Genomic DNA, 20,554 nt, shown 5'->3' on the forward strand with positions numbered 1-20,554 from the left:
CAAGTTGCAGTTGACAATCTCTTGGCTCTGCTTCATTCTGTTGCCGTGGAAATCGCGTCCATTCGGCACAAGGCGCTGCGTCGATTCGCGGAGACTGGCGATCCGCGCGGACTGTCGGCCGATCTCGCGCCGCGATTGCGGAGCATGCTGGCCTATATCGTCGCTATTTCCAGCCCTGAAGAGTTGAAGGCTCCACCCAACTTCGGCGCCCACCTTCTGACCGGCGACCGGAAAGGCGTCTGGTCGCTGACGGTGACGCGCAACTGGCGTCTGACCTTTCGCGTGAATGAGGCCTTGGCTGTCGAGGACATGGATCTGGAGGATTATCACTGATGTCGATCAAGCTTCACGCCGATTTCGCCGTCCATCCGGGGCTCTGGCTGAAGGCGGAGATCATCGGCCCTCGCGATCTCAGCGTGACGGCAGCGGCTGAGGGTCTGGGCGTGACGCGCCAGGCGATGAGCAGCCTTCTGAATGGCCATGCCGGCGTGTCCGCCGAAATGGCGATCCGTTTCGAGAAGGCCTTTGGGTTGAGCGCCGACACTCTTTTGCGGATGCAGGCGGCCCACGATCTGGCTCAAGCGCGCGCCCGTTCAGACGAGATAAAGGTATCCCCGCTGGCCGCCTGAGCACTGGCCGCCTGAGACGCAGAACCCTCAGTCGATGACCGCGGGTCCGTTTACGGCGACGACCGTGTTCGCCAGCCACAGCACGCGCCGACGATCCACCGGTCCCGGCAGGACGACATCCGGCGCGGCGACGAACCCGAACCGGTCGAAATAGGCTGTATCCCCCACCAGCAGTACGCCGCCGGTGTCCGACACGCGGGCGAAGTCGATGCAGGCCGCGACCAGTTCCGCCCCCAGTCCCGCGCTGCGTCGGTTCGCATCGACGGCGATCGGCCCCAGGAACAGGGCCGGCGTCTCGCCGACCCGGATCGGCCACAGCCTGACCGACCCCACGACCTCTCCCGCCTCATGCGCCACGAAGCCGGCCGCCGGGACCGAACCTTCGCGCAGACGCTCGGCCGTCTTGGCGAACCGACCCGGCCCGAAGGCGGCCAGCACCAGGGCCTCGACCGCCGCCTCGTCCTCGGGACGTTCCGGCGCGATCGCGGTCGCGAGAGTCTGGGCGGTGGTCAGAATGTCGGTCATTGCGGCGCGGCCATAGAGCGAAATCGGTTCGATTGCGATCGCGTTCGATCTCAGACTTCGCTCAAAATGATGGCCTGCCGCCTTTCAAAGCACCTGCGGACCACGACCCGACCGAATTCAGCTGAAGTTGGGGGCGCGCTTCTGGGTGAAGGCCATGAAGGCCTCCATCGCCTCCGGGCTGGTCAGTTGCGACCCGAACGCCTCGCCCTCGCGGAGCATCTGCGCCCATAGGGCCTCGGCGTCACGCATCAGTCGCTTGGTCTTCTTCAGCGAATTGGGAGCTCGCGCCGCAAGCTTGCCCGCCAGTTCGGCCGCCGTCGCCTCCACCTGGTCGGCGGCGACCGCCCGATTGGCCAGACCCCAGGCCAGGGCCGTGCGCCCGTCGATCGGCTCTCCCAGGGCGAACAGTTCGTAGGCCCTCTGATGGCCGATCGCCATCGGCAACAGGATCGACGACGCCGCCTCCGGCGCCAGGGCCAGGTTGACGAAGGGCGCGGACAGCAGGGCGTCCTCGGCGACCACCACCAGGTCGCAATGGACCAGCAGCGTCAGGCCGATGCCCACCGCCCGGCCGCGCACCGCCGCCACCGCAGGCTTGTCGAGGTCGGCCAGCGCCCTCAGGAAGCGGAACACCGGCGCGTCGGCCATCTGACGTCCGCCCTGCTGGCCGATGGCGATGAAATCGGCGATGTCGTTGCCGGCCGAGAAACTGTCGCCCTCGCCCCGGAACAGCACCACGCGCACCGCGTCGTCCGTGCGCGCCCGCTCGGTGGCCTCGGCCAGAGCCGTATACATGGCCTGGGTAATGGCGTTCTTCTTGTCGGCCCGGTTCAGGGCGACGCTCAGGACGCCGTTCGCCAGCTCGACCGCGACATGCTCGCTCATGAGGCCTTCTCCAAATCTTCCTCGCCGCCCTCGACAGGGCCGGTCGCCGTCCACCAGACCACGCCGCTCGCGTCCGTCTCGCGACGCGCGCGCCCCTGCCCGGCCAGATAGTTCAGATGCGCCACGCTTTCGCCGGTGGCCATGCCCAGAATCCCGTCGCCGACCGGTCGGGCGAACAGGCTGGAAAACACGTCGATCGCGCGGCGCGGCTCGGCCAGCCGTCGCTCCAGCCGCTTCAGCGAGACCTCATGGCCCCGCCTCAGGGCTCCCAGCCGCTCCCGGACGCCATAGAAGGGTTCGCCGTGCGACGGCAGGACGAAGGTCGTCTCGGGCAACAGGGCTTCCAGCCGATCCAGCGACCGCATCCAGTCGTCCAGCGGGTCCTGCAGGGGCTCCGTCGGCCAGACCGAGACATTGGACGAGATGCGCGGCAGGATCTGGTCCCCCGCGATGAAGACGTCGTCCGACCGGCGCCACAGACACACATGCTCCGGGCTGTGACCGCTGCCGACGACCACCGTCCAGTCGTCCGCGCCGATCGTCAGCACATCGCCGTCCGCCAGCCGCGTATAGGCCTGCGGCAGGGGCGACACCGCCCTGCCGAACCGCCCGAACTCCGCGCGATACCGCTCGATCTGTTCGTCGCTCCATCCCGTCGAACGGAAGAAATCGATCCCCTCCTGCGGCGCCGGGCGACCGGTGTCGGCCACCAGCATGCGGCCGGTGACATATTCGAGCCGCGACATCAGCAGCGGCGCCTTGAACCGCTCGCACAGCCACCCCACCAGGCCCAGATGATCGGGATGCATGTGGGTGCAGATCACCCGAGTGACCGGCCGCCCTTCCAGCGGCCCCGCCAGGGCCGCCTCCCAGGCGTCGCGCGACGGCGGCGTGTCCAGGCCCGTATCGACGACCGCCCAGCCCTCGCCGTCGCGGATGGCGTAGAGATTGACGTGGTTCAGCGCCATCGGCAGCGGCAGCCGCAACCACAGCACGCCCCGCGCCGCCTCGACCGCCTCGCCCGGCGCCGGCGGCTCGCCCAACGGATAGGTCAGACCACGCGCGCCCGCGCCCGCCGACGTCTCCGGGACTGCTCCTCCAGCGCCTTCCGCCAAGTCGGTCTCCTATCAAAACTCGCGCGAGATAAGCCGATTGGACCACAGGCGTCCAGCATCAACCGGCGCCGATCGCTGCGCCAGAGCTTGACCCCGCCGCGCCATTGCCGGATTTGGCGATCACCAATCAGGTCCTTCGACCGGGAGACCCTACGTGTTCAAACGCCTCACCACTCTCGTCGCGGGCCTTGCGCTCGCCTCGGCCCTGCCCGCCGTCGCCCAGCAGGCGCCGTCCACCACCACCAATCCGCCGGTGGAGCGGATCGTCCCGGGCCGCACCGCCGACCGGGAAGCGCGCGCCGCCCGCACCACCCGCGGCCGCAGCAACGCCCGGCCTCAACGTCAGGCTTCGCCCGAGCAGATCAAGGCGGCCGCCGTCGCCCTGGCCGCCGAACTGGAGCCCGGCTGTCAGGTCGTGGACGCCAACCTGCGCGGCAACAGCGCCCAGGGCCAGTCGATCTACGAGGCCTCCTGCGTCACCGGCCCCGGCTACATCCTGATCACGGCCGTCGAGGCCAAGGGCGACGTCGCCGCCATCGCCGCCACCTCGGCCGACTGCGTCGATCTGTTCGGACAGGCCGATCTGGCGCGCCAGCGCGACCCGGCCGCCGACGTCGGTCTGCAGTGCGAAATGCCGGCTAATCAGGACGTCCTCAAGGTCGTCACCGGCTACGCCAAGGCCGCCGGTGTCGAATGCGCGGTCGACCAGGGCTCGGCGACGGGCGTGCGCAACAACCTCACCGTCTATGAAGTCGGCTGCCCCGGCGTTGACGGCTACTGGGTCGAACGCGACGGCCAGGGCTGGAAGGCCACGCCCTGCATCGAGATCCGCTCGATGAGCGGCGCCTGCCGCTACACCACCGCCATGGAACAGGCCGCCACCTTCAAGGCCTGGCTCACCGGCAGCGAAGCCGCCTCGTGCGACGTCGCCGAGGTCCGCTACATGGGCGCCAACGCCAACGGCGCCTTCTACGAAGCCAAGTGCAACGGCGCCGACGGCGCCATCATCCGCATGGACAACGCCAAGGCCGTGCAACAGGTCTATCCCTGCGCCACCGCCCAACGCATCGGCGGCGGCTGCACCCTGACGCCGGCTCCGGCCGCCGCTCCGGCCCCCAGCTCGCGCCGCTAACGCTCGCACGAGACTACAGATCGACGGCCCGGATGCTCTCGCGTCCGGGCCGTTTTCTTTGACCCAAAATCCCTCTAGCGTCCGCCCCATGCGTATCGCCACCTGGAACGTGAACTCCGTCAACGCCCGCCTGCCGACCGTCCTGGCCTGGCTGGAGGCGGCGGCCCCGGACGTCGTCTGTTTCCAGGAGATCAAGACCGTCGACGAAAAGTTCCCGCGCGAGGCCTTCGAGAGCCTCGGCTACAACGTCGAGACCCACGGCCAGAAGACCTACAACGGCGTGGCCATTCTCTCGAAACACCCGCTGTCGGATGTCCGGCGCGGCCTCCCCGGCGGCGAGACTTCAGGACTGAACGGGGAGCCAGACGACCAGGCCCGCTATATCGAGGCCCTGGTCGAGGCGCCCGTGCCGGTGCGCGTCGGCGGCCTGTATCTTCCGAACGGCAATCCGGTGGGCACGGAGAAGTTTCCGTACAAGCTGGCCTGGTTCGAGCGCCTGCGCGCCCACGCCGCGACCCTTCTGGCCTGGGAAGAGCCGTTCGTCCTCTGCGGCGACTACAACGTCATCCCCGAGCCCGAGGACGCCCGCCATCCCGAGAACTGGCTGGGCGACGCCCTGTTCCAGCCCGAGAGCCGCGCCGCCTTCCGGGCGATGAAGACTCTGGGCCTGGCCGAGGCCGGCGAACTGGGCGGCCAGGCGCCGGGAACCTACACCTTCTGGGACTATCAGGCCGGCGCCTGGCAGAAGAACAACGGCATCCGCATCGACTTCCACCTGCTGTCGCCCCAGGCGGCCGACCGCTTCGTCGCCGTCGAGACGCATCGCGACGCCCGCGACATGGACAAGCCGTCCGATCACGTGCCGGTCGTCGTCGAACTCGACCTCGCCGCATGATCGGGCGTTCCGGCTGATGGGCGAGGCGTTCCGCGTCATCCTGCTGATCGGCCTGTCGGCGGCCGCCCTGACCACCGGCGCCCTGCTGCTCAACTGGTGGATGGAGCCGGACCGGCGGCTGCGCCGCGCCATGCTCAAGTCCCTGGGCCGGCCCGCCGAGACCGAGGCCTTTTCGCCGCTCGAGGGCCGCGCGGCCGGTCTCGACTTCTCCGGCGGCCAGCTGGCGGTGCTGTGGGACCGCGGCGCCGACGGCCTTGTCTTCGCCTTCGACGAGATCGAGGGCGCCGAAATGATCGTCGACGGGCACGTCGTCGCCCGGGTCCGACGCGGCGAGGCGCGCAAGTCGCTGGACGTCATGGCGCCGGAGGCCTCGGAGGTGACCCTGCGCCTGATGTTCCTCGATCCGCGTTGGCCCGAGTTCGAACTGTCCCTGTGGAACGCGCGCATGGCCGCACAGGGCGCCGGCTCCGCCGCCTCGCCGGCCGAGGCCCTGCGTCTGGGCCGGCGCTGGCTGTCCCATGTCGAAGCGCTGTTGAGGTAAGGCGTTGACACACCGCGCTACGTTCGGCTCGCGGAGCCTCACGACCTGAGCGCGATGCACCCGCAGCATTTCCCGCGTACCGCCGCTCGACTGAGGGGATCTGCGCTCAAGAAGTGAGCGACCGCGTCGCGAACGTAGCGCGGCGCGCCGGCGCCCAGCATCATACTGGCGCGCCCCCGCCTCAGGGGGTAGAAGCCCCCGTTCCTGTATTTTCGCCTTTCAAGGGAGGCCGTCGTGGCCCGCCTTTTCGACGCCTATGTCATCGCCGATTGGACCGCCGCCGAGGGCAAGAAGCTCGGCGAGGGGTCGCTGTGGATCGGCGTGGCCAAGCGCGACGTCCGCTTCCGCCTCTATACCGAGACCCACAACGCCGCCACCCGCGCCGAGGGCGAGGCCCTGCTCGCCGACCTGCTGGCCGAGCATCGCAAGCGCGGCGACCGCGTCCTGCTCGGCTTCGACTTCGCCTTCGGCTATCCGGCGGGCACGGCGGCGAAGCTTGACCTCAAGGGCGCGCCCGCCTGGTCGGCGATGTGGAAATTCATCGACGACAATCTCAAGGACAAGCCGGACAACACCAACAACCGCTACCAGGTGGCGGCCAAGATGAACCGGCTGATGACCGATCAGGCCTGGCCGTTCTGGGGCGCTCCGGCCAGCCAGGCGCAGCGGTGGCTGACCTCGACCAAGCCGCCGGTCGACGCCGACGCCGGCGTGCCCGAACTGCGCGCGACCGACGCCCGCGCCGCGACCGGCAAGCTGGCGCCCAAGACCCTGTGGCAGATGCACGGCGCCGGGGCGATGGGCGGCCAGACGCTCGTCGGCGTCCCCGTGGTGCGTCGCCTGCTGGACGCGCTCGGCCCGTCGGCCGCCGTCTGGCCGTTCGGAACCGGCTGGCGCAAGCTCGACGCCGACGATCTGGAGCCGTTGTCCGTTCTCGTGACCGAGGTCTGGCCGGCGCTCTACGCCGCCAAGCCCCAGACGGGCGAATTCAAGGACCAGGCCAAGGTCCGTCTGACCGCCGAACACTTCGCCGGGATGGACGACCGGGGCGACCTCGCCGCCGCCTTCGCCCCGCCCAAAGACGCCGACGACGCCCTGATCGCGCGCGTTCAGGACGAGGAAGGCTGGATCCTCGGGGTGTGAATCTTCCCCCTTGCGCCCTGTCGATCAGGCTCTAGCGTCAGGCGCGAGCGGAGATTTTCATGCTTGTGCTTCTGGGGATCGCGGTTCTGGTCGCGGGCTTTCTTCTGCGGCTCAACCCCTTGATGGTCATCCTGGCGGCCGCGCTGGTCACCGGGGTCAGCGGCGGCCTGTCCCTGCCCGAAACGATCGCCGCCTTCGGCAAGGCGTTCAACGACAACCGTTACATCTCCATCGTCTGGCTGGTCCTGCCCGTGATCGGCCTGCTGGAACGCTATGGCCTGCAGGAACAGGCGCGACGCCTGATCTCCAACCTGAGGACGGTCACCACCGGCCGCCTGCTGACCGGCTACCTTCTGGTGCGCCAGATCACGGCGGCGCTGGGCCAGACCAAGCTCGGCGGCCACCCGCAGATGGTTCGCCCCCTGATCGCGCCCATGGCCGAGGCCGCCGCCGAGGCGCGCCACCCGGGCATGCCCGACAAGACCCGGTTCCTTATCCGGTCCCATGCGGCGGGCGCCGACAACATCGGCCTGTTCTTCGGCGAGGACATCTTCATCGCCATCGCCTCGATCCTGCTGATCAAGGGCTTCCTGGAACAGAACGGCATCATCGTTCAGCCGCTGCATCTGTCGGTCTGGGCCATCCCTACCGCCATCGTCGCCTTCGCCATCCATGGAACCCGGCTGATCCTGCTGGACCGCCGTATCGCCCGCGAGGCCGCCGAGGCGCCGCCCGTTCAGACCGGCGAGACGGAGGCCGGTCGATGATCTCCCTCGTCTGGGTCTACATCCTGGCCGGCCTGACCTTCGCGGCCTTCTCGGTGTTCAGCGTCACCGACGCGGAAAACCCCAAACGCCTGCGCAACGCCGCCTTCTGGGGCCTGCTGTCGATCAGCTTCCTGTTCGGCCAGTGGCTGGGCGATCTCGGCAACGGCCTGCTGCTGATCGCCCTGGTGGCCATCGCCGGGATCGGCGGTCTCGGTCAGGGCAAGCCGCCGACCACCCCGCCCGAGGAACGCCAGGCCTACGCCGAAAGGTTCGGCTCACGCCTGTTCATTCCGGCGCTGATCATCCCGGCGACGGCCCTGCTCGGCACCCTGGTTCTGGCCAAGATCCGGATCGGGGACACGCCCCTGTTCGATCCGAAGGACCCGACCCTGATCGCTCTGGGCCTCGGCGCCGTCCTGGCCATCTCGACCGCCGTCGCCATGTTCCGGCCGCCCCTGACCGCCCCGCTCCAGGAGGGCCGTCGCCTGATGGATTCCGTGGGCTGGGCCGCCATCCTGCCCCAGATGCTGGCCGCCCTCGGCGCCGTCTTCGCCCTGGCCGGCGTCGGACAGGTGGTCGGCGGCACGATCTCGGACGTCGTGCCCATGACCGGTCCCCTGATCGCCGTCGTCGCCTACAGCCTGGGCATGGCCCTGTTCACCATCGTCATGGGCAACGCCTTCGCGGCCTTCCCCGTCATGACCGCCGCCATCGGCCTGCCGTTCGTCATCCACCAGTTCGGCGGCGATCCGGCCATCGTCTGCGCCATCGGCATGCTGTCCGGCTTCTGCGGCACTCTGCTGACGCCCATGGCGGCCAACTTCAACGTCGTCCCCGCCAACCTGCTGGACCTGCCGGATCGCAACGCCGCCTTCAACGGCGTCATCCGCGCCCAGGCTCCCACCGCCCTGGCCCTGCTCGTCGCCAACATGGCCCTGATGTACTTCCTCGCCTTCCGGTTCTGATGACCCGCCTCACCGCCGAAACCGCCGCCCTCTACGCCCGCACGGCCCTGGGTCATGTCACCCGTCCCTGGCCCTACAAGATGGATCACGTCCTCACCGGGCCGGAGGACGTAATCAGCCCGCAGCAAGCCCATCCGATCTTCTTCGGCAGTTTCGACTGGCACTCCTGCGTCCACGGCTGGTGGACCCTGCTGACCACGCTTCGGCTGCACCCGGACATGGCCGAGGCGCCGCGGATCATCGCCCTGGCCGACGCCAGCTTCACGGCGGAAAAGGTCGCCGGCGAGACCGCCTATCTGGCCCGTCCCTCCAGCCGGGGCTTCGAGCGCCCCTATGGCTGGGCCTGGCTCCTGATGCTGGCGGCGGAACTCAAACGCCACGACACCGACCATGGCCGCCGCTGGTCCGCCGCCCTGCGCCCGCTCGCCGACGCCTTCGCCGACCGGTTCAGGGCCTATCTCCCCTTGGCCACCTATCCCGTCCGCGTCGGGACCCATTTCAACACCGCCTTCGCCCTGCGCCTGACGCTCGACTATGCCGAACGGGTCGGCGATGCTCCCCTCGCCGGCCTCTGTCGGGGTCGCGCCCGCTCCTGGCATTTTAGCGACCAGGCCTGCCAAGCGTGGGAGCCTTCACAGGACGAGTTCCTGTCACCGGCCTTGATGGAAGCGTCACTCATGCGCCAGGTCTTGGCTCCAGAAAGGTTCGCCGCCTGGTTCGACGCCTTCCTGCCGCACGTCGCCGACCGCCGACCCGCGACCCTCTTCACACCCGCCTCCGTCAGCGACCGCACCGACGGCAAGATCGCCCACCTCGACGGCCTGAACCTCAGCCGCGCCTGGTGCTGGCGCGAGATCGCCTCGGGCCTGCCCGCCGATCACCCCGCCCGACCCGTCGCCCAGGCCTCCGCCGAGACCCATCTCGACGCCGCCCTGCCCCAGGTCACGGGCGACTATATGGGCGAACACTGGCTGGCCAGCTTCGCCCTGCTGGCGCTTCTGGCGGCCGACGACTGATCCGTCCGTCGCCGGACTGGCCAAGGCGCTCCCGAACCGGCTAGACCTTCGCCTCCACAGTTTGGGGGATGGCGTGATGAAGCGTTTCTGGCTGGCCACTGTCGCGGCTCTGGCGATCGGAGGCGGCGCCGTCGCCCAGACGCCCCCTCAACCCCAGCCGGCGCCCCCGGCCCCCACGCCGGACCAGCCGGCGCCCGAGCCGGTGCCCCAGGCCGGCCCGGCCACCACGCCCACGCCGCCCGCCACCCCGGAAAAGCCGAAGTGGGACGTTCAGAAACCCGCCGGCCCGACCGAGACGATCAACCTCGACGTGACCGAGGGCACCTGGATGTCGCTGGACGTCAGCCCGGACGGCCGTCAGATCGTCTTCGACCTGATGGGCGACATCTACGTCATGCCGATCGGCGGCGGCGAGGCGCGTAACATCGCCGCGGGCGTGGCCTGGGACATGCAGCCCAAATGGTCGCCGGACGGAACGAAGATCGCCTTCACCTCTGATCGGGGCGGCGGCGACAACATCTGGGTCATGGACGCCGACGGGTCCAATCCCACCCAGGTGTCCAAGGAAACCTTCCGGCTGGTCACCCAGCCCGACTGGTCCCCGGACGGCGAGTTCATCGTCGGGCGTAAGCACTTCACCTCGTCCCGCTCTCTCGGCGCCGGCGAGATGTGGCTGTGGCACCGTTCGGGCGGTTCCGGCGTACAGCTGACCGAACGTCGCACCCAACAGAAGGACACGGGCGAACCCGCCTTCTCACCGGACGGCCGCTACCTCTATTTCTCTGACGACGCCACGCCGGGCGGGACCTTCGAATACTCCAAGGACCCGAACACCCAGATCTATGTCATCCAGCGCCTCGACCGTCAGACCGGCGAGACCGAGACCTTCCTCTCCGGCCCCGGCGGCTCGATCCGGCCGCAGCCGTCGCCGGACGGCAAGTCCGTCGCCTTCATCCGGCGCGTCCGCTACAAGTCCGTCCTCTACGTCATGGACATCGCCTCGGGACGCGAGACCCCGATCTATGACGGCCTGGACCGCGATCTTCAGGAAACCTGGGCGATTCACGGCGTCTATCCGGCCTTCAGCTGGACGCCCGACAACTCGGCCATCGTCTTCTGGGCCGGCGGCGAGATCCGCCGCATCGACGTGGCGTCGAAAGCGGTGTCGAACATCCCCTTCCATGTGACGGACACCCGCACGATCCAGCCGGCGGTGCGCTTCCCGGTCGAGGTCGCCCCCGAGCGGTTCGACGTCAAGATGATCCGCTGGGCCCAGGCCTCGCCCGACGGTTCCAGGGTGGTCTTCGAGGCCCTCGGCAATCTGTGGATCCGCGACCTCAACGGGGACGGAGAGCCCGGCGCCGCACGCCGCCTGACCCGCCAATCCGACCATTTCGAACTTTATCCTTCCTGGTCGCGCGACAGTCGTTCGATCGTCTATACGACCTGGTCGGACGAAAACCTCGGCGCCGTCCGCGTCGTGCCCGCGACGGGCGGCGAGGGACGGGTCGTCACCCGCAACCCCGGCCACTATGTCGAGCCGACCTTCAGCCCCGACGGCCGCACCATCGTCTATCGCGCGACCTCGGACGGCTATCTGACCACCGGCCTGTGGGGCCGCGAGACCGGCCTCTACCGCGTGCCGGCCGCCGGCGGCGAACCGGTGCTGATCACCGAAAGCGGCGGCTCGCCCCGCTTCGGCGCCTCGAACGACCGCATCTTCTTCGTGGGCCGCGAGGGCGAGGAGCGGGCGCTCAAGTCGGTCGACCTGAACGGTCATGAGGAGCGCGTCCACCTGAAGGGCGAGAACGTCGCCGAATTCGCGGTCAGCCCCGACGAGAAGTGGGTCGCCTGGACCGAACGGTTCAACGCCTATGTCGCCCCCTTCGTGGCCACCGGCCGACCGATCACCGTCTCGGCCAAGGGCGAGGACATTCCCCAGGCCCGCGTCACCCGCGACGCGGGCGAATGGCTGAACTGGTCCGGCGACAGCCGCCGTCTGAACTGGTCGCTCGGGCCGGAGTTCTTCAGCCGCGACCTGAACCAGTCGTTCAAGTTCGTCGACGGCGCTCCCGCCGAACTGCCCAAGCCGGCCGAGCGCGGCGTCGCCATCGGCATCTCGGCCGAGACCGCCCGTCCGACCGGCCGCATCGTCCTGACCGGCGCGCGCATCGTCACCATGAAGGGGGACGAGGTGATCGAGAACGGGGTCATCATCGTCAACGGGAACCGCATCGAATCCGTCGGCCCCTGGGGTTCGGTCGCCATTCCGGCCGGCGCCGTCCAGATGGACATGACCGGCAAGACCATCATCCCCGGCCTGATCGACGCCCACTGGCACGGCTCCATGGGCTCGGAGGAGATCATCCCGCAGCAGAGCTGGGTGAACTACGCCTCCCTCGCCTTCGGGGTGACGACCATCCACGATCCGTCCAACGACTCGTCGGAAATCTTCGCCCACTCCGAATACGCCCGCGCCGGCCGGGTGGTGGCGCCGCGCATCTACTCCACCGGCACCATCCTGTACGGCGCCTCCACCCCCTTCACCGCCCAGGTCGACAGCCTGGAGGACGCCCTGTCCAACCTGCGCCGCATGAAGGCTGTCGGGGCCATCTCGGTGAAGAGCTACAACCAGCCGAGACGCGACCAGCGCCAGCAGATCATCGAAGCCGGGCGTGAACTCGGCATCATGATCGTGCCCGAGGGCGGCTCCCTCTATCAGCACAACATGTCGATGATCGTGGACGGCCACACCACGATCGAACACTCGATCCCCCTGGCCAACCTCTACGCCGACGTCCACCAGCTCTGGCGCCAGACCGAGGTGGCCTACACCCCGACCCTGGTCGTGGCCTACGGCGGCAACTGGGGCGAAAACTACTGGTACCAGGAGAGCAAGGTCTGGGATCAGCCGATCCTGCGCCAGTATGTGCCGCGCCGCATCCTCGACGCCCGCGCCCGTCGTCCGGTCCACGTCGAACCTGAGGAACTGAACCACATCTCCATCGCCCGCGAGGCGCGCCGCCTCAACGACATCGGCGTCCTGACCAACATCGGCGCCCACGGCCAGCGCGAGGGTCTGGGTTCGCACTGGGACATGTGGGCCTTCGCCCAGGGCGGCATGACGCCGATCCAGGCGCTGCGGACCGGCACCATCAACCCGGCCCGCTCGCTGGGCATGGACAAGGACCTGGGCTCTCTGGAGCCCGGCAAGCTGGCCGACCTGGTCGTGCTGGACCGCAATCCTCTGGAGAACATCCGCGACACGACCTCGATCAGCTACACCATGATCAACGGCCGCATCTACGACAGCGGCATGAACGAGGTGGGCCGTCGGGAACTGCCCAGAAAGCCCTTCTGGCATCAGTCGGCCGACGGCGAGGCCATGCCGTCCGGCGCTGCGGCGGCGGCGGCCGAGGGCCACAGCCACGCCCATGGCCACGACTGAGGCGAGGGCTGGCGCGCCAGTTCAGGTCGGGACCGCCGCCCGTCCGATCCAGGCCCGCAACTGACTGCGATAGGCGGGGCCGACCGGCAGGTCGGTCCCGTCGTCCAGCCTCAGCCGCACCGCCTTGCCGGACTGGCTGACCGCCGCGATGCGTTCCGGCCTCACCAGCACCGACCTATGCACCCGCGCCAGACCGAAGGGCGCGGCGACGGCCTCGATCCTCGCCATCGTCATCCGCACCATATAGGGCCGCCCATTCAGGTGCAGGAACACGTGGTCCTTGTCGGCGACCACGTGGCTGACCTCGGCCAGCGGCACCCGCACCTGTCCCTGACGCGTCGGCGCCCAGATGGCGTCCAGCGTCAGATCCGGACACGCCTCGTCCACGCCCTGACCTGCGGCCGCCATGCGCCGCCGCACCCGTTCCAGCGCCTCGTCCAGTCGCTCCCGACGGATGGGCTTCATCAGATAGTCGGCGGCGTCCAGACCGAAGGCGTCCAGCGCCCGGTCGCTGTGGGCCGTGGCGAAGATCACCGCCGGCCGACCCCCGTGCCCGTCCGGACGCCCGCGCAGCAGCTCCGCCGCCGCCATCCCGTCCCGGCCCGGCATCTCTATGTCGAGGATCAGCAGGTCGGGATCCAGCGCCGCGACCTGGTCCATCGTCTCTAGCCCGTCGCCCGCCTCGCCCACCACCTCGACATCGGCGATGTCGGCCAGCAGGGCCCGCAACAGGTCCCGCGCCAGGGGCTCGTCGTCGGCCAGCACGACCTTCATGATCTCCTCCTCGGCGACGTCGGCGATCCCTTCGCCCGGGATCCGGGTTCGGGGGCGGCCCGAGCAAAACTCAGCGGCAGGCCGATCTCGGCCCGATGGCCGTCGTCCAGCGGCAGAACCGTCAGCCAGGCCGCCTCGCCATACGCCAGGGCCAGGCGCTGCCGGGTGTTGGCCAGGCCGATGCCGTGCCGAAGCTGCTGCTCCGTCGGCGCCGCCGACTGCCCCGCCCGTCCGGCCTCGGCCGTGAGGCGATTCTCGACGCTCAGCAGCAGGACGCCGTCCCTCTGGCTGGCCCTGACCTGGATCGTCACCGGCCGTCGCGACGGGGCCACGCCGTATTTCACCGCGTTCTCGGCCAGCGGCTGAAGGATGAAGTTGGGCGTCAGGGCGCGCTCCAGCGCCTTGGGAATCCGCGTTTCGACCGTCATCCGGTCGCCGAAACGTGCGGCTTCGATCCGCAGATAGGCCAGGGTCGTCGCCGTCTCGTCCTTCAGGGTGATCTCGCTGGCCGGATCCGATGCGATCGACGACCGCAGGAAGTCGGCCAGCAGATTGATCATCTCCTCCGCCGCCGCCTTGCGGCCCGTGACCGTCAGGCTGGCGATGCCGTTCAGGGTGTTGAACAGGAAGTGCGGGTTCAGCTGCAGCCGCAACGCATTGGCTTCGGCCTTCAGCGTCGCGGCCTCGAAGGCGGCCGCTCTTGCGGCGTTCATCCGCGCGCTGTCATTGGCCCGCATCGCCCAGATCAGCAGGACGGAAAAGGCGAAGGTCCACATGTAGAGGATCAGCGCGAAGGCGAAGCGGGCATTGGTCAGCTCAACTGCCCAGTCACGCCAGACCGGCGCCACCGTCAGGGCCAGCATGCGGTTGTAGATCATGTCCATCGTCGTCTGGACGGCGCTGACCGCCAGCACGGCCGCCGCCATCAGCAGCAGGCGCAGCGGCAGGGCCAATCGTTGCGACCACCCCATCAGCGAGATCAGGGCCAGACTCCAGCCGATGCTGGTCAGCATCGGCGGAATGTAGTTCAGCAGATAGAAGTTGAACGGGTCGTTGCCCTGCATGGCGTGTCCGGTCGCCGCCATCAGCACCGCGAACACCCACACCAGGATGACCAGTCTCACCGTCGCCGGCGTGACCGCCGGCTCCGGTCCCAGGCGCACGACGGGACCGGCCGCCCTAGACATCGCCCGTTCCTCCGACGTCCGGTCCCGGCGCGGCGACGAACGGCAGGTCGATCTCTGTCCGGAAGCCGTCTTCCAGCCGCCGCGCCGTCAACCACGCCGCCTCTCCATAGGCCACCGCCAGACGCTGGCGGGTGTTGGCCAGGCCGACGCCCGGACCCTTCACCCGATCGCCGACGGCGCGGATCTGGGGTTCCTGCGCCGGATCACGCGATTGCGCCGGGCGATCGGCCGTTTCCGCCGCCCGGTTCTCGACCGTCACCAGCAGCCGATCCCCGACGCGCTCGGCGGCCACCCGCAGCACCACGGGCCGACGCGCCGGGGCGATCCCGTGCTTCACGGCGTTCTCCGCCAACGGCTGCAGGATGAAGCCGGGAACCCGCGCTTCGTCTGCCTCGGGGGCGATCTCCATCCGCAACTGCATGCGCCGCCCGAACCGAATCTCCTCGATCCGCAGATAGGCGCGCAGGGTCGCGGCCTCCTCCGCGAGCGACACGTCGCGCGCCGGATCGGCGTTCAGCGAGGCGCGCAGGAAGTCTGCGAGATAGCCGATCATCCGCTCGGCCTCGCGCTCTCGCCCCGTGACGACCAGGCTGGCCACGCTGTTCAGCGCATTGAACATGAAGTGGGGGTTCAACTGCATGCGCAGAGCCGAGGCCTCGGCCTTGCGGTTGGCCGCCTCCAGGGCCGCGGCCCGCGCCTCCACCTCCCGCGCATGGTCGTTGGCCTGGATGGTCAGGCGCGCCGCCACGATCAGGCTGAACGTCCAGACATACAGGATCAGGACCTGACCCACCCGGCCCAGATAGACCGCGCCCTCCCACTCGGTCCACGACCGCCAGTCGGGGATCAGGGTCCGGGCCCAGGCCATCAGCACGGCGAGATCGAACACCGACTGCAACAGTCCGGCGACCAGAACCGACACAGCGACCGCCGGCCAACGCAGCAGCACCGGCCAGCGGTCCGTCCACGCCAGCACCATCAGCAGCAGGGCCGAAAAGGCCAGGCCTGACGCCAGTTGCGGCAGACAGGCCAGGAACATCAGCCCCGGCGGCCCCTTGCCCTGAAGCGTCGCGGTGACGTCGACCAGGGCGTAGCCGAAAATCCACAGGGTCACGACCAGACGCCAGATCGGCCCGACGGCACGTCCCCACATCGCCTTCCCCCAGACTCCCCGCTTGATCCCGCCCTATCCCGCGCGGCTCAGCTTGATTGCGACAGTGACGGTCCCTGACACGCCCGCCAAGCCCGTTCGTCGCGCGGGCGGCGCTCTTGGTCGCAACCGCCTTTCCGGATCCGCTGGGCGTCGCATCGTTGCATCGAGGCTTCGTCCGGGGGACGTCGCCGAGGGGCGCCGGACGGAAGGGAACCGGATGACGTGGATCCTGCTGATCGCCGTGCCGGGCGTGCTGGCGCCCCTCCTGACCTTCTGGGCCGCCGCGCGCGCGGAGGCCCGCATCCGTGAGGCCCGCCATTGGCCGATCGCCCGCGCCCGCGTGGTTCAGTCCAGGATCAACCGCAACGCCAAGGGCGGGCGCTGGGCGACGGTCCGCTACGCCTATGAAGTGCGCGGCGCCCGCCATGAATCCTCACGGCTGTCGTTCGTTCAGACCAATCTGACCGGCGACCAGGCCGACGCCGTCCTCGCCCGCTATCCGTCCGGGGCGGAAGTCGAGGTTCGCTATGATCCCGATCATCCCGCCTACGCCGTCCTCGAACCTACCGGGGACGTGCGCGCGCTGAGGCTGTCCGGCGTCCTCATCGGCGCCTCCTTCCTGCTGGTCGCCGTCGTCCTGTTCGCCTCGAACCGCTGATCGTTGAGGAAGAAAGCCATGCCTCGCGTCCCCCTGACCGTTTCGGCCCTGATCGCCCTCTGTTCGGCGTTCCCCGTCGCAGCCCAGGACGTTCCGCCGCCGACGCCCCCGGCCGTTCCGTCGGTGGTCGCTCCGCCGCCCGCCGCGCCGACCCTCTCGCCCTATGACAGGGTCGAGGTCGAAGACCCCGTCGACAAGGGCCACTGGGACCCTTGCACCGTTCTGGAGGTGTTCCAGGGCGCCTATGCCGTCAGCTGCAACTACGAGCGGTCGATCCGGCGCGACATCCACGTCCGCCCGATCGGCGGCCAGCCTCCGGCCCAGTCCGCCGCCCGTCCCGCGACCGGCGAACCCTGGCCGCGCGGCGCGATCGTCCTGGCCTCCGTCATGGGGCTTCCCGACGACTGGCGGCTGTGCGTGATCCGCCGCAATGAGGTGGCGACGTCCAACAGCTATGTCACGAACTGCGGGGCGTCCGACTACAATGTGCTGCCGCGCTGGATCCGCGCCGATCCCGCCGCTCCGCCCGCGACCTGAAGCGCCTTTGCGCGCCGACGCGCCGCGCGAATATCGGCCCAGAACAGGTCGATCAGACCGAACGGCTCGATGCAGTACCGGCGGAACAGGCGTCGGGGATCGGCGACCAGGCGATACAGCCACTCCACCCCCAGCCGACCCATCCAGCGCGGCGCCGACTTCTGGGCGCCGGCCTCATAGTCGAAGGCGGCCCCGACGGAGAAGATCGCGGCGGGCGGCAGGGCGTCCAGGTTGTCGATGATCCATTCCTCCTGCCGCGGCATGCCCATGCCCACGAACAGGATCTGCGGCCGGAATTCAGCCACACGGGCGACCGTCGCGGCGTTGCCGTCGGCGCCGGGCGTCGCGTCGAAATAGCCGTCCGTGGCCGCGATCACCGCACGGGGATAGCGGGCGCTCAGCCGCTCGACGGCGATCCGGCACACCTCGGCCGTGCCTCCGACGTACATCACGCGCCAGCCGTTGCGGTTGGCCTGGCTCCAGAAGGCGTCACGCCAGTCCAGATAGGTGCAGCGGTGAAAGCCCCGGCTGTTCAGGCCGATCATCCGCGCGAAGGCCATCAGCGGCGTGGAGTCCAGCTCGATCAGATCGGCGCGGTCATAGAAGGCCTGCATCCGGGGCGACCGCCGCACCAGATAGAGGCTGTGCAGATTGTGATTGGCCACGACGGCCTTGCGGCCCTCGCCGATCCAGCGGTTCAGATGATGCAGAACCTCTTCGGGCCGGACCAGGTCGATGACCTGACCCAGCAGGCGCACGCGCTCGGTCGCCCGGCGTTCCCGTCGAAAGGCCGTACGGACCCGGCGCCGGCGATTGTCGCGGGCGTGCGCCGGACGCGGCGGGCTCTCTGTATGGGCGATGTCGGCCATGCCCCGACCCTAGCCCGACGCGCCTCAAGGTTGTGTGATCGGACGCGGTTAACGGGCGACGAACCGGGCGCCCTTTCCCCGACCGAAGGGAGCGGCCATACATTGAGCCCCTTCCGGAGCCCGACGTGAAGCCCATCGCCATTCTGGAGACCGGCCACCCGCCGCCGGAACTCCGTGACTCCTTCGACGACTATCCGGCCCGCTTCCGCGCCCTGCTGGGCGAGGGCGTGGCCACCGTCCGCTACGACGTCCAGTCCGGACGTCTGCCCAACGATCCCACGACCTACCAGGGCGCGATCGTCACCGGCTCGGCGGCCGGCGTCTATGACGACCTGCCCTGGATCCCGCAGTTGCTGGACTGGCTGCGGGCCGCGCGCGGCCGGACCCGGCTGGTCGGCATCTGTTTCGGCCATCAGGCGATGGCCCAGGCCTTCGGCGGACAGGTCGAGAAGTCCGATCGGGGATGGGGCGTCGGCCTGCACCGCTATGATGTCTCGACGCACGAACCGTGGATGTATCCGCGCGCCTCGGCCATCTCCATCGCCGTCTCGCACCAGGATCAGGTGATCGCCCGGCCGCCGGACGCCAGGGTCGTCGCCGCCTGCGACTTCACCCCTTTCGCCGCCCTCGCCTATGACGATCCGACCGGCGGGCCGAACGGCGCCGTCTCCTTCCAGTGCCATCCGGAGTTCCAGCCGGAATACGCCGCCGCCCTGGTCGAGGCCCGGCGCGGCCACCGCATCGATCATGACCTGGCGGATCGGGCCGTCGCCAGCCTCAGGGGCCCCAACGACCGCGCCGTCCTGACCGCCTGGATCCGCGCCTTCCTGATGCTGACCCCGCCGCCCGCCGAGGATCAGGGCAGCGGCATCTGAATTGCAGTGCATGACCCGAGAGGTCTCGACATGAAACACGCCGCTTCCATCGCCCGGCCTGGCTTCGCCGCCCTCGGCCTGGCCGCCCTTCTGGCCGGCTGCGCCATGACCGGCTCGACCGACCCGACGACCGATCGCCATGCGAACGCCCGCCCGGCCTCGGCCGAGGACTGCGCCGTCGTAGGCATCACGCTCGAGCTCTTCTCGCGGCCGATCGACGGGTCGCCGCTCAAGGTGTCGGATGTGGCCCTGGTCCAGTCGCCGCCGTTCCGCCCCCTGGCGGCGCATCAGACGGCGCGCGAGCCTCTGTCCCTCAGAAACTGCCGCGCCATCCAGGCCGAGTTCGTCCCGTCCGGCGCGACCGTGACCCTGAACCGCCCGGAGGTGCACGAACGCACCGTCCTGGTCCGCTATCGGGAAGGAACCCAGCCGGCCGTCTACGCCGAACTGGAGCGCACCCCGACCGGCTCGTGGCGCCATATCGGCGCCTATATCGCCCCGAACTGATCCGGCCTCACCGAACCGTCACGGCCACTTCACCTCCGGCGGCATGGAGCTGAGGATCGACTCGACGTTGCCGCCGGTCTTCAGGCCGAACGTCGTGCCCCGGTCGTAGAGCAGGTTGAACTCCACATACCGCCCGCGGCGGATCAGCTGTTCCTCGCGTTGCTGCGGCGTCCAGGCCTCGCCCATGCGCCGCGCCACGATGGCCGGATAGATCTCGGCGAAGGCCGTCCCCACATCCCGCGTGAAGGCGAAATCGGCGTCGTGGTCGCCCGTATCGTGGTGGTCATAGAAGATGCCGCCGGTGCCGCGCGGCTCCTTGCGGTGCGGCAGGTAGAAATATTCGTCGCACCAGGCCTTGAACCGGTCGTGGAAATCCGCGCCGTGCGGATCGCAGGCCGCCTTCATCGCCGCATGGAAATCCACTGTGTCCGGATGATCGTCGCGCCGATCCCGGTCCAGCACCGGCGTCAGGTCCGCCCCGCCGCCGAACCAGCTTTTCGTCGTGGCGATGAAGCGGGTGTTCATGTGCACCGCCGGCACATTGGGATTGCGCGGATGGCAGATCAGGCTGATCCCGGTGGCGAAGAACCGGGGATCTTCGGCCGCCCCCGGAACCTGTTTCGCATAGTCGGCCGGGAAGGTTCCGTGCACCGTCGAACAATGCACCCCGACCTTTTCGAACAGCCGCCCGTGCATCATCCCCATCACCCCGCCGCCGCCTTCCGGTCGCTCCCAGGGCGTGCGGATGAACCGGCCGGGCTCGCCGGGATACAGGTTGGACGGCGCCGCATCCTCCAGCGCCTCGAACGCGGCGTGGATGCGATCGCGCAGGGCCTCGAACCAGGCGCGCGTCTCGACCTTCTTCAGGGCCAGGGGGTCAAGGGTGATGTCGCTCATGCGCGCCTTCTAGACCCCCGCCGTCCGCCGGGCCAT

22 protein-coding genes are annotated in these 20,554 nt (G+C 69.2%); 14 read left to right on the forward strand and 8 right to left on the reverse strand.

Going from position 1 to position 20,554, the window contains the following annotated elements; all coding sequences use genetic code 11:
• Positions 1-21: 21 nt before the first annotated feature.
• Together ACO2Q1_RS04135 and ACO2Q1_RS04140 are read left to right on the forward strand one after the other, a co-directional pair.
• Positions 22-333, forward strand: a complete 312-nt coding sequence (locus tag ACO2Q1_RS04135) for a type II toxin-antitoxin system RelE/ParE family toxin (protein ID WP_423328281.1) — start codon at positions 22-24, stop codon at positions 331-333.
• Positions 333-629 (forward strand): HigA family addiction module antitoxin, encoded by a 297-nt coding sequence (locus ACO2Q1_RS04140; RefSeq protein ID WP_423328282.1) that lies wholly within the window; start codon positions 333-335, stop codon positions 627-629. The genes ACO2Q1_RS04135 and ACO2Q1_RS04140 overlap by 1 nt, the downstream gene beginning before the upstream one ends.
• 27 nt (positions 630-656) lie before the next feature.
• On the opposite strand, the gene ACO2Q1_RS04145 is transcribed toward ACO2Q1_RS04140, so the two are convergent.
• From ACO2Q1_RS04145 to ACO2Q1_RS04155, 3 genes are all read right to left on the reverse strand, one after another.
• Entirely contained in the window at positions 657-1,154 is a 498-nt protein-coding gene (locus ACO2Q1_RS04145) for a GNAT family N-acetyltransferase (protein WP_423328283.1), read from the reverse strand.
• 117 nt (positions 1,155-1,271) lie between these two features.
• Positions 1,272-2,039 (reverse strand): enoyl-CoA hydratase, encoded by a 768-nt coding sequence (locus ACO2Q1_RS04150; protein WP_423328284.1) that lies wholly within the window; start codon positions 2,037-2,039, stop codon positions 1,272-1,274.
• Positions 2,036-3,154: an MBL fold metallo-hydrolase gene (locus ACO2Q1_RS04155; protein WP_423328285.1), complete on the reverse strand. Its 1,119-nt coding sequence runs from the start codon at positions 3,152-3,154 to the stop codon at positions 2,036-2,038. Before ACO2Q1_RS04155 ends, ACO2Q1_RS04150 begins: the two co-directional genes overlap by 4 nt.
• 154 nt (positions 3,155-3,308) lie before the next feature.
• Between ACO2Q1_RS04155 and ACO2Q1_RS04160 the strand changes: the two genes are divergently transcribed.
• The 8 genes from ACO2Q1_RS04160 (at position 3,309) to ACO2Q1_RS04195 (ending at position 13,061) form a co-directional block, all read left to right on the forward strand.
• On the forward strand, positions 3,309-4,286 hold the full coding sequence (locus tag ACO2Q1_RS04160; RefSeq protein WP_423328286.1) for a hypothetical protein: 978 nt from the start codon (positions 3,309-3,311) through the stop codon (positions 4,284-4,286).
• Positions 4,287-4,374: 88 nt separating this feature from the next.
• Positions 4,375-5,181, forward strand: coding sequence for an exodeoxyribonuclease III (xth, locus tag ACO2Q1_RS04165; protein WP_423328287.1), 807 nt, complete (start codon positions 4,375-4,377; stop codon positions 5,179-5,181).
• Positions 5,182-5,197: 16 nt separating this feature from the next.
• Positions 5,198-5,722, forward strand: a complete 525-nt coding sequence (locus ACO2Q1_RS04170) for a hypothetical protein (protein WP_423328288.1) — start codon at positions 5,198-5,200, stop codon at positions 5,720-5,722.
• Between the two features lie 234 nt (positions 5,723-5,956).
• Complete coding sequence (locus ACO2Q1_RS04175; protein ID WP_423328289.1) at positions 5,957-6,865, forward strand: cobalamin biosynthesis protein CbiG; 909 nt, start codon at positions 5,957-5,959, stop codon at positions 6,863-6,865.
• Positions 6,866-6,924: 59 nt separating this feature from the next.
• Positions 6,925-7,632, forward strand: coding sequence for a DUF969 domain-containing protein (locus tag ACO2Q1_RS04180; protein ID WP_423328290.1), 708 nt, complete (start codon positions 6,925-6,927; stop codon positions 7,630-7,632).
• Entirely contained in the window at positions 7,629-8,597 is a 969-nt protein-coding gene (locus ACO2Q1_RS04185; RefSeq protein WP_423328291.1) for a DUF979 domain-containing protein, read from the forward strand. The genes ACO2Q1_RS04180 and ACO2Q1_RS04185 overlap by 4 nt, the downstream gene beginning before the upstream one ends.
• The gene (locus ACO2Q1_RS04190) at positions 8,597-9,613 is read left to right on the forward strand and encodes a DUF2891 domain-containing protein (protein WP_423328292.1); all 1,017 of its coding nucleotides are present in this window, start codon (positions 8,597-8,599) and stop codon (positions 9,611-9,613) included. The genes ACO2Q1_RS04185 and ACO2Q1_RS04190 overlap by 1 nt, the downstream gene beginning before the upstream one ends.
• 76 nt (positions 9,614-9,689) lie before the next feature.
• Positions 9,690-13,061 carry an amidohydrolase family protein gene (locus tag ACO2Q1_RS04195; RefSeq protein WP_423328293.1) on the forward strand — a complete coding sequence of 1,124 codons (3,372 nt, stop codon included), beginning with the start codon at positions 9,690-9,692 and terminating at the stop codon, positions 13,059-13,061.
• Positions 13,062-13,082: 21 nt separating this feature from the next.
• Here ACO2Q1_RS04195 and ACO2Q1_RS04200 read toward each other — a convergent pair whose 3' ends face one another.
• The 3 genes from ACO2Q1_RS04200 to ACO2Q1_RS04210 are packed head-to-tail and all read right to left on the reverse strand — an operon-like array spanning position 13,083 to position 16,175.
• Positions 13,083-13,835: a LytR/AlgR family response regulator transcription factor gene (locus ACO2Q1_RS04200; RefSeq protein ID WP_423328294.1), complete on the reverse strand. Its 753-nt coding sequence runs from the start codon at positions 13,833-13,835 to the stop codon at positions 13,083-13,085.
• Positions 13,832-15,022, reverse strand: coding sequence for a sensor histidine kinase (locus ACO2Q1_RS04205; protein WP_423328295.1), 1,191 nt, complete (start codon positions 15,020-15,022; stop codon positions 13,832-13,834). Before ACO2Q1_RS04205 ends, ACO2Q1_RS04200 begins: the two co-directional genes overlap by 4 nt.
• The gene (locus tag ACO2Q1_RS04210) at positions 15,015-16,175 is read right to left on the reverse strand and encodes a sensor histidine kinase (RefSeq protein WP_423328296.1); all 1,161 of its coding nucleotides are present in this window, start codon (positions 16,173-16,175) and stop codon (positions 15,015-15,017) included. The genes ACO2Q1_RS04205 and ACO2Q1_RS04210 overlap by 8 nt, the downstream gene beginning before the upstream one ends.
• A gap of 217 nt (positions 16,176-16,392) precedes the next feature.
• Between ACO2Q1_RS04210 and ACO2Q1_RS04215 the strand changes: the two genes are divergently transcribed.
• The gene (locus ACO2Q1_RS04215) at positions 16,393-16,833 is read left to right on the forward strand and encodes a DUF3592 domain-containing protein (protein ID WP_423328297.1); all 441 of its coding nucleotides are present in this window, start codon (positions 16,393-16,395) and stop codon (positions 16,831-16,833) included.
• 18 nt (positions 16,834-16,851) lie between these two features.
• Entirely contained in the window at positions 16,852-17,370 is a 519-nt protein-coding gene (locus tag ACO2Q1_RS04220) for a hypothetical protein (protein WP_423328298.1), read from the forward strand.
• Here ACO2Q1_RS04220 and ACO2Q1_RS04225 read toward each other — a convergent pair.
• Complete coding sequence (locus ACO2Q1_RS04225; protein WP_423328299.1) at positions 17,313-18,239, reverse strand: WecB/TagA/CpsF family glycosyltransferase; 927 nt, start codon at positions 18,237-18,239, stop codon at positions 17,313-17,315. The two genes, ACO2Q1_RS04220 and ACO2Q1_RS04225, sit on opposite strands and share 58 nt — an antisense overlap.
• Positions 18,240-18,364: 125 nt before the next feature.
• Between ACO2Q1_RS04225 and ACO2Q1_RS04230 the strand changes: the two genes are divergently transcribed.
• Positions 18,365-19,114 carry a glutamine amidotransferase-related protein gene (locus ACO2Q1_RS04230; protein WP_423328300.1) on the forward strand — a complete coding sequence of 250 codons (750 nt, stop codon included), beginning with the start codon at positions 18,365-18,367 and terminating at the stop codon, positions 19,112-19,114.
• A gap of 30 nt (positions 19,115-19,144) precedes the next feature.
• Positions 19,145-19,621, forward strand: a complete 477-nt coding sequence (locus ACO2Q1_RS04235) for a hypothetical protein (protein ID WP_423328301.1) — start codon at positions 19,145-19,147, stop codon at positions 19,619-19,621.
• Between the two features lie 18 nt (positions 19,622-19,639).
• Here ACO2Q1_RS04235 and hemF read toward each other — a convergent pair whose 3' ends face one another.
• Positions 19,640-20,518 carry an oxygen-dependent coproporphyrinogen oxidase gene (hemF, locus tag ACO2Q1_RS04240; protein WP_423328302.1) on the reverse strand — a complete coding sequence of 293 codons (879 nt, stop codon included), beginning with the start codon at positions 20,516-20,518 and terminating at the stop codon, positions 19,640-19,642.
• Positions 20,519-20,554 lie beyond the last annotated feature (36 nt).

Source organism: Brevundimonas sp. VNH65, from assembly GCF_049445955.1.
Taxonomy (GTDB): Bacteria; Pseudomonadota; Alphaproteobacteria; order Caulobacterales; family Caulobacteraceae; genus Brevundimonas.